Source organism: Photobacterium sp. R1, from assembly GCF_054600795.1.
This window is the reverse complement of sequence record NZ_BAAHZP010000719.1, coordinates 1-255: the sequence shown is the minus strand read 5'-3', so window position 1 is coordinate 255 and position 255 is coordinate 1. Positions and strand designations below refer to the sequence as shown.

1 protein-coding gene is annotated in these 255 nt (G+C 52.9%); it reads right to left on the bottom strand.

The window, feature by feature from the left end; genetic code table 11:
* The coding region (locus tag ACYP03_RS26965) for a VpsR-related response regulator (RefSeq protein WP_459782801.1) at positions 1-255 on the bottom strand (255 nt) is incomplete at both ends.

Below are 255 nucleotides of genomic sequence, written 5' to 3'. Positions count from 1 at the left end.
CAGCATGCCGCGCTGGTGGCCTAAGGTTTTCAGCAACTGAGACTCAGGGAGCGGCGAGGTGAAATAATCGATACAGAAACTGACGATAAACTGGCAGACAGATTCAATGCCGAGCTGTTCGTCTCTGACCAGTGCCAGCCATCGCACCTGCTTGTGCCGGTTTACCAGACTGGCAATGGCCTGAAGACTAAAGTCATCATGGCTCAGATCAACCACCCCCAGGCAAGGGCCGGTTTCAAGTAATAAGGTTTCTGC